9 protein-coding genes are annotated in these 7,766 nt (G+C 34.5%); 5 read left to right on the forward strand and 4 right to left on the reverse strand.

Features of this window, described 5'->3' with window-relative positions; translation table 11 throughout:
- Positions 1–40 precede the first annotated feature (40 nt).
- On the forward strand, positions 41–499 hold the full coding sequence (locus tag ABX784_RS14045; protein WP_372655688.1) for a Crp/Fnr family transcriptional regulator: 459 nt from the start codon (positions 41–43) through the stop codon (positions 497–499).
- Between the two features lie 86 nt (positions 500–585).
- Positions 586–744 (forward strand): hypothetical protein, encoded by a 159-nt coding sequence (locus ABX784_RS14050; RefSeq protein ID WP_372655689.1) that lies wholly within the window; start codon positions 586–588, stop codon positions 742–744.
- A 47-nt stretch (positions 745–791) separates the two neighbouring features.
- On the opposite strand, the gene ABX784_RS14055 is transcribed toward ABX784_RS14050, so the two are convergent.
- The gene (locus tag ABX784_RS14055) at positions 792–1,778 is read right to left on the reverse strand and encodes a malate dehydrogenase (RefSeq protein ID WP_372655690.1); all 987 of its coding nucleotides are present in this window, start codon (positions 1,776–1,778) and stop codon (positions 792–794) included.
- Between the two features lie 187 nt (positions 1,779–1,965).
- Between ABX784_RS14055 and ABX784_RS14060 the strand changes: the two genes are divergently transcribed.
- Complete coding sequence (locus ABX784_RS14060; protein WP_372655691.1) at positions 1,966–2,520, forward strand: hypothetical protein; 555 nt, start codon at positions 1,966–1,968, stop codon at positions 2,518–2,520.
- A 168-nt stretch (positions 2,521–2,688) separates the two neighbouring features.
- Entirely contained in the window at positions 2,689–3,924 is a 1,236-nt protein-coding gene (locus tag ABX784_RS14065; RefSeq protein WP_372655692.1) for a hypothetical protein, read from the forward strand.
- Positions 3,925–3,982: 58 nt separating this feature from the next.
- Here ABX784_RS14065 and ABX784_RS14070 read toward each other — a convergent pair whose 3' ends face one another.
- Both ABX784_RS14070 and ABX784_RS14075 read right to left on the reverse strand, forming a co-directional pair.
- Positions 3,983–4,306 carry a helix-turn-helix domain-containing protein gene (locus ABX784_RS14070; protein WP_372655693.1) on the reverse strand — a complete coding sequence of 108 codons (324 nt, stop codon included), beginning with the start codon at positions 4,304–4,306 and terminating at the stop codon, positions 3,983–3,985.
- Positions 4,307–4,620: 314 nt separating this feature from the next.
- A complete protein-coding gene (locus ABX784_RS14075) occupies positions 4,621–5,931 on the reverse strand; it encodes an amidohydrolase family protein (protein WP_372655694.1) in 1,311 nt (436 codons plus the stop codon).
- A 32-nt stretch (positions 5,932–5,963) separates the two neighbouring features.
- On the opposite strand from ABX784_RS14075, the gene ABX784_RS14080 reads away from it, so the two are divergent.
- On the forward strand, positions 5,964–7,262 hold the full coding sequence (locus ABX784_RS14080) for a nodulation protein NfeD (RefSeq protein ID WP_372655695.1): 1,299 nt from the start codon (positions 5,964–5,966) through the stop codon (positions 7,260–7,262).
- Here the strand turns inward: ABX784_RS14080 and ABX784_RS14085 are convergent.
- Positions 7,251–7,766 (reverse strand): hypothetical protein (locus ABX784_RS14085; protein WP_372655696.1); only part of this gene is annotated, 516 nt, incomplete at its 5' end. The two genes, ABX784_RS14080 and ABX784_RS14085, sit on opposite strands and share 12 nt — an antisense overlap.

Raw genomic sequence — 7,766 nt, forward strand, 5'->3', positions numbered from 1 at the left:
ATCCTAACTATTAAAAGTATTCTAAAAATTTGAGGAACTTATGAGTGAGATATCTGGACCGTTAACATTAAATTTAAAAAAAGGTGATATTGTCTGCGCAGAAGGACAAGTTGATCATGACCTTTTCATTATACACTCGGGTAAGGTTTTAATATTTGTAAACAATGGAACTAAGGTTACTCCTCTGGCCCATTTAGAAGATGGGGAATATTTAGGGGAACTAAGCTTCTTTGATAAAACGAATAGAAGTGCTAGTGCAATCTGTTTAGAAGATACAACCCTTATAAAGGTACCAGTAGAAGAAGTAGACAAGCAATTCCCTCCTTGGCTTGTTACCATTGCTAAAAGTATTACCGGAAAACTAAGAACTGCTGATGGATTACTTGCTGAAAAAGGCATTAGGAAGAAAAATGTAAAGACAATGTCTTCACTCTCTATGGAAGAGCAACGAGAATACTATCAAGCGCTAGTTAAGTTTAGAGACGAAAATGGCCTATAACTCAACTTACTGAAACTAGAGCAATTACCTATTAAAATTTAAGTGAATCCGTAAATATACCGTATAATTGAGTAAGGAGCTCAACTATGAAAAGAAGTATATTTCTATTCCTATTTTTAACATTAACTATCGTAACTTCCTGTACATCAGGTTCGAGGACACCAAGTTCTCAACTCGAAGAAGAAAGGATGGATAGGCAAATTGAAAGATTAGACCATCACCTACATAGATCAGGTGCAATTTGATAAAAGAGGGCCGAGAGGCCCTCTTTTTTATTTGAAAGAAATATAAATTAAATTAATCCCATCTCTTTTACAGAAGCTTTCTCATTTCTAAGCTCTTCAAGAGTAGTTTTAAACTTTTCTTGACCAAAAGTATTGTGCTCAACACCTTCAACAACTTTGATCTGACCATTTTCAACTCTACATGGGTAAGAGAAGATTAAACCTTCATCAACACCATACTCACCTTTTGAGGCAAGACACATTGAGAAAGTTTCTCCAGCTGGAGTATCATGTGTAAGACTATGTACACCTTGAACGCAAGCGTTTGCAGCTGAAGCTGCTGAACTTGCACCTCTGGCCTTAATAATTGCAGCACCTCTTTTTTGAACTACAGAAATAAACTCTCCAGATAACCAGTCAGTATCAGTGATTACTTCTGCAGCACTTTTTCCATTAATTTTTGCATTGTAAAAATCAGGATACTGAGTCGCTGAGTGGTTACCCCAAATTGTCATGTTTGTAACAGCAGTAACATCAACTCCAGCTTTCATTGCAAGTTGACTCTTTGCTCTGTTTTCATCAAGAGCTGTCATTGCAAAAAATCTTTCTTTCGGAAGACCTGAGTTTTCCATAGCGATTAGACAGTTAGTGTTACACGGGTTTCCAACTACAAATAATTTACAATCGTCAGCACCATGAGCTGCCATAGCTTTACCTAATGGCCCAAAAATTCCACCATTAACTTTAAGAAGGTCTGCTCTCTCCATTCCATCTTTTCTTGGAACTGCACCAATAGCTAGAATCCAGTTAGCACCATCAAAGGCCTCTTCCATTTTATCAGTACATTTAATATTCTTAAGAAGTGGGAAAGCACAATCATCTAATTCCATCTTAACACCCTCTAGAGCACCGAGTGCTTGAGGAAGTTCTAATAAGCTTAATTCAACTTCAGTATCCGTTCCAAACATCTGTCCAGAGGCGATTCTGAAAAGTATTGCGTAACCAATTTGTCCAGCAGGACCTGTTACTGCCACTCTAACGCGTTTCGTTGTCATATATTTCTCCTTATTATTATAGGTAAGTACTCATATTTTTAATCATTTTTGAACGTTTTTTAAAGTTTTATTGTGTTAACATTGCGACAAATTATACAAAATTGACTAACAACACTGCACTCTATAAAATTAAACTTTTAAAGATCCAATAATATATGATCTACCGTTAAGAATCTATGAGGAATCAATGTCCGAAAATCAGGCAAAACCAAGACCTAACCGCAATAAGAGATATCGCGGAAAACCAAAGAAGAAGAACCCTAATGCTCAGGCAGCAGGATCTAAGCCAAATAATAATAATAAGAAAAAGAGATATAATAACAGAAAAGGTCCAAAACTATCTTTAGAGGACCAAGTCACGTTAAAGTATAATAACCTTCTTGAGCAGCACTTACTTGCACGAAGAAAGTATTATGCACTATTTCATAGAGCAGATCCTAAACAAAAAGCTAAACTTGAGAGAATTTATTATAATACAATTACAAAGCTTAGAGAGTTTGAAAGAAGTTTAACAGGCGAAAAGCAAGAGATCTTTCAAAAGCACTTTAACTCACTTAAGGAAGATCATAAATACTCTTTCAACCACGAAATTGATCCACTTGCTGAGCACGTATCTCATCAAGGTGAATTTGCGGATCCACACTTTTTAGAAATTCAAGCGGAAGCAAGAGTTGAGTATGCAGATGACTCAGAAGAAAGTGTTGGCTCAATTGACGACTACAAGCAATATAAAGGTCTTTAAATAAATCTAAGATATTTTGTCACCGATCTATTCAGTGACAAAATATCCCTAGTTTCATTACGCTCCCCTTCTATTTTCCAAATTACAGCAACAAGACGCATCGCAAACACTTAAAATCATTGGCATTATTCTTGCTTAAATAACTCCACTATTAAAAAGGAGAATATTTTGAAACACATCTTATGTTTGCTGGGATTATTTCTAGCATTAACGAATCACACACTGGCCCAAGAAAATACTCAAATTGATTACAATCTACAACCATCAGAGCAAGTTCTACTGCAAGACACTAAAGTTATTACTCTTTATAGAACTGAATATGTAGATGGAACATGTGAGAGGCAAGAGCCCTATCAAGATACTGTGTGCGGAAATGAAACTCGCTATAGAAATGAATGTACATGGGTTCCTGGAAGAAATGTTTGTAGAACAGAGAACGATTACCAATGTCGAAATGTAAGAAGAACAAGAAGAGAATGTACGGCGGGGAGAACACGTAGAGAATGTGTTAACGAGCCTGCAAGAAGAGTTTGTAGAACAAGAAATGGAGTTGAAAGGTGTACAGACGTACCAGGAAGACAGAGATGTAGAGACGTTAGTGGTCCACAGACATGTAGAAATGTTCCATATACTGATCGTGAATGTAGTAATGTTCCAAATCGTGTATGTGATTACGTACCAGGCGGAAATGAGTGTACAGATGTTCCATACCAAGAATATGTATGTAGAGATGTAACAAGGTATAACACAGTAAGCTATGCTTGTAAGAAACCTGTTCAAATACCTTACCAAGCTGAGAAAGAAGTTACTCACGAAGTTAAATTCAGCTTTACTGATGTTGATCAAATTGGAAAAGCGACTATTAAGTTAGCAATGGATGAGAGTGGTGATTTAAAGATTAACTACAAGAACTTAAATACAAGTGAAACATTCATTAATTTATTAAATGAGAGTGAAACAGTTATTCTAAATAATGACACTGAACTTAAAACTTCTAGAGATATTAAAATTAACTTTGGAAATTTAAAGAAGCTTACGGCTCCTTTAAAGGCAAACTTTAAGTCATTGTGGATGAATAAATCTGGAGACTTTAAACTAAGTGTTCCAAACCCAGAATTAATCAAAGATGCTAAAATTAAAGTTAGAGTTTATAAGAGATCAAATGGAGACTTACACTTCTCTAAGAATTTTAAACTAACAGACTTCAATCTATCTAATGACAATATTAGTGCTGACTTTGCAAGATTTGGTTTTGATACTTTAAAAGGCTTTCTAGGAAAAGCTGTTAAGCTAAAAGTAGAAATAGGACTAGAGGTTGAAGAACCAAAAGATCTTATTTTACCAATAGATACTGAGCTTAAAAAGAGTAAGAGTTTTAATATTAAAGTATATAAGAATAAATAGAGATGAAAATAATAAGGCCGCAGTGATTGCGGCCTTATTTAATAAAAAAAGCTTTAAATTAGATTTGTGCAGAAACAGCAGCAACTTTCTTTACTGTATTAGGCATCATCTCAGAAGCGCCTTCAAGTTTAAGATAGTTATCAAGAGTCTGATCGTGATCTTTTAAAATTGCATCTTTTAGTTCATCAGCATTAATGTCTAAAACTTCAGAAACTTTCTTAAGCATTTTTAAAGGAATATTACAAAGAGCTCTCTCAACGTTTGAGATAAACTGTCCGTTCTTATACCCAAGTAAGTGAGATAGCTCAGATTGTGAGTATCCTTTTGGGTGATTAATTCTTTTTGTTCTAATTAATTTAGCAATATTAGCAAAGCAGCGCATGATGTTCTCCTGTGTTTAAATCATCACATTTGTTTATAAATAAAATACCAAACAATCATGGTAAATTCCAAATAACTTTTGGTTATATTTATCAAGATTTCTTAACTTATACGTAATATTGGCAACTTAAAACTAAATAAACTATATAATTTTTATTATCCAATCTTTAAATATCTTTAGAAACAGGAAACAAATTCCAATTAGTTTAAGTTTTCTTAATTTTTATGAAATAAAATAACGGTAAGTTAAAGAACTTAACTATAGGGAATCTTAAATAATATGAATTCCCTATAGATATTATTGTGACAAAAGGACTAAATTTTAGAAAATACGCACTCACCACGGTAAAATGTCTGCTCAACCATTTTGTCGTACTTCTTTCTAGACTTTTTATTTGTTGAAATAATTCTATCTAGAATTTTTTCAGAAGATCCCGTTAAATCTTTTGGACTATTTACAACAATAAAGTTTGCAAATTTTCCTGATTCAAAATTTCCAGAGGTTTTTTCCATTTTCAGAGCTCTTGCTCCCGCAACAGTCGCTCTATGAAGTGCCTTAGTATAAGTTGCACCCTTTACACCGGCCTCTTTATTTTGAGAAACAAATGATTGCATAACATCGAACATAGAAACAAAGGGCCCTCCACCAATATCACTTGCTAGTGACCAATCAACTCCATGCTTTTCAGCGAATTTAAAGTTGAATAAACCAGAACCAAGTCCAAGCTTCTTTACAGGAGCATTAGATGTAGGACAGTGAGCGATAGAAGTTTTTGTTTTACTTAAGGTCTTTAATTCTTCTTTAGAAAGATAAATCCCATGCCCCATAATTGTCTTAGAACCAAGGACCTTAGCTTTTTTATAAATATCAGTATATGTTTTTACATTCTCATATCCCTCAATATTTTTATAAATACTCATTACATAATCGATCTCATTCTCTGTTTCGCTTAAGTGAGTCTGTATGAAAGAGTTATTGGCCCTTGCCATCTTACTCGCCTCTTGCATAACGTCTGGATGAGTAGTTGGAGCAAATCTAGGAGTTACAGCATATTCATTTCTAAATTTCTTAGTTTGTTTATCAACTAGCTTTAGCGCCTGTTTCTTTGTTTGTGTTAGGTAGTCTGGAGACTCCATTGTCATAAGAACATTTCCTACGACAAAGTCACCTATAAAGTACTTAAGAGCGTCATCAACTGTATGAGCATGAATAGAAGCATAGCAAGCTCCACCTAAAGTACCAACAGAAGCTAGCTCTTTTGCAAACTTCTGAGCTTTCATTTTAGAGTATTTCTTGTCTTTGAACTTTGCCTCATATGGCCAAGTATAATTAATAAGCCATTGAAGTAGGTTCTTCTTAGGCATAAGTCTCACATCGTCCTGAACCCAATGAAAATGAGTATCAAAAAAAGATGGCATTATTGTTTTCCCCATTGTGTCCATAACTTCAATAGATTTCTTAGAGGCATATTTAGGAAGAATAGCTTTCTCTTTTCCGTATTCGACAATTTTATATCCAGAGTTTGACCTTTTTAAGACAAGTGCTCCATTTTTAACGAATTCGCATGACTTATCTGTTTTAGGGTTTAAAATGTGACATAATAGTATTTTAAATAGTGGTTGCAATGATAACTCCAAAGAATTTGAGGATAAAAAGTATGAAAACCTATCAAATACTTCTAATCTTAACAATATCTCTATTCAGTTTTTTCAAAGAAACTCAAGCTCAGGATATTCAATTAAGTGAAGTTTTAGAGTTGAATATAGACTCTCCTATAACTCCTGCAACTTTCAACTATATTTCTCAAGGCTTTAAGAGAGCTAATAAACAAAAAAGTGATGCCATACTGATAAAACTAAATACTCCAGGTGGACTTGTATCTACAACTAAAGAGATACTTACCTTAATAGGTGAAAGTACTATTCCAATTATTGTATGGGTGACTCCAGAAGGTTCTAGTGCAACAAGTGCGGGAGCAATAATAGCGAGTGCTGCACATATTCTTCTAATGTCAGAAGGAACTAATATAGGTGCTGCGACACCAATCCAGATGTCTGGTGACATAGAAAAAAGTGATGTGCGCTCAAAGTCAGTCAATGACTTAAAAGCTCTTGTTCAAAGCTTAGCTCAAACGAGAGGAAGAAATGCAACATTATTTGGAGATATGATAGAGAAGGCCTCAAGCTTTGAAGCAAACCTAGCAAAGAAAGAAAACCTAATAGACGATATTTTAAATAAGAGATCAGACCTCTCTTCAATGGTTAATGGAAGAGTAATCCATATACAAGGAGAGGACCGTAAAATATTAACTAAAAATATAACCTACTCTTCTTATGAAATGGACCTCGGCCAACAGTTACTAAATATTTTTGCCAATCCAAATACAGCTTATGTCTTATTTTTAATTGGAGCTGCTCTTATATATCTTGAGTTTCAAGCTCCGGGTGGACTTATTGCTGGATCTATTGGAACTCTAGCGTTGATTCTTGCAGCAATAGGCTTCCAGGTACTTCCATTAAATTTTGGAGCTATGGCACTTATCATTTTAGGGTTTGTATTATTTATAATAGAGATATATGTAACAAGCTATGGGATATTATCTCTGGCAGGACTTGGCAGCTTTGTCTCTGGATCTCTCTTCTTACTTAGAACAGAAGATAGCTATATTATGATTAGCCAGACATTGATTTACTCTGCCGCCCTAGCAATTACTCTATTTTTAATACTTGTTGGTTACATCATTGTTAAGGACCATAAAAATATTGGTAAAGTGAAGTTCAATTCTCAAGTCGGTGAGACAGCTACAGTTATTGCTTTAATCGGAGATGAATCTGAAATAAAGAAATATCAGGTTAAACTACACGGTGAAGTCTGGAATCTAGAAAGTGAAAAAAACTTAGAAGTTGGTGATACAGTGATTATTCTAGAACAAACAGAACTTTCACTAAAAGGCTAACTTATAGCGAAGCCAAGCTTCACTTTGACCTACGCCTCCCCCTTGAACTTGGATGCTTATCTCTTGAGAGCTTCCTATCCTCTGTATTCGATTTAAGGCTATTGAGTTGCCTCTAACATCTTTTTGAAATACTAGACTGGTACTTGAATTCAACTCTCCATCAAGTGTTAAATGTACTTTATGCTCTTTTTCACTATTGATAGAATATCTAGTATTTAATTTTAGACCACTGTTTGTAATATCAACACTCATAGGGATTTGTAATTCAGCAAAGTCTTCCTCTAAGTCTATTTTAGCAAAATCATTTCCATCAGTAGAACTAACACTCATAGAAACTATTTGTTTCTTGGTACTGATTTCTGACTCAGTTTTAATTGCAAATATATCGGCAACCGTTGTATATGAGCTTCCTTTGATAAGGGTTAACTTCTTTGGAATATTATCATTGTGTTCAATAGATATTCCCGCTCCGTAATCTACTCTATCCCCTATTGCTTCATCCTC

Source organism: Halobacteriovorax sp., assembly GCF_041587335.1.
GTDB lineage: Bacteria > Bdellovibrionota > Bacteriovoracia > Bacteriovoracales > Bacteriovoracaceae > Halobacteriovorax.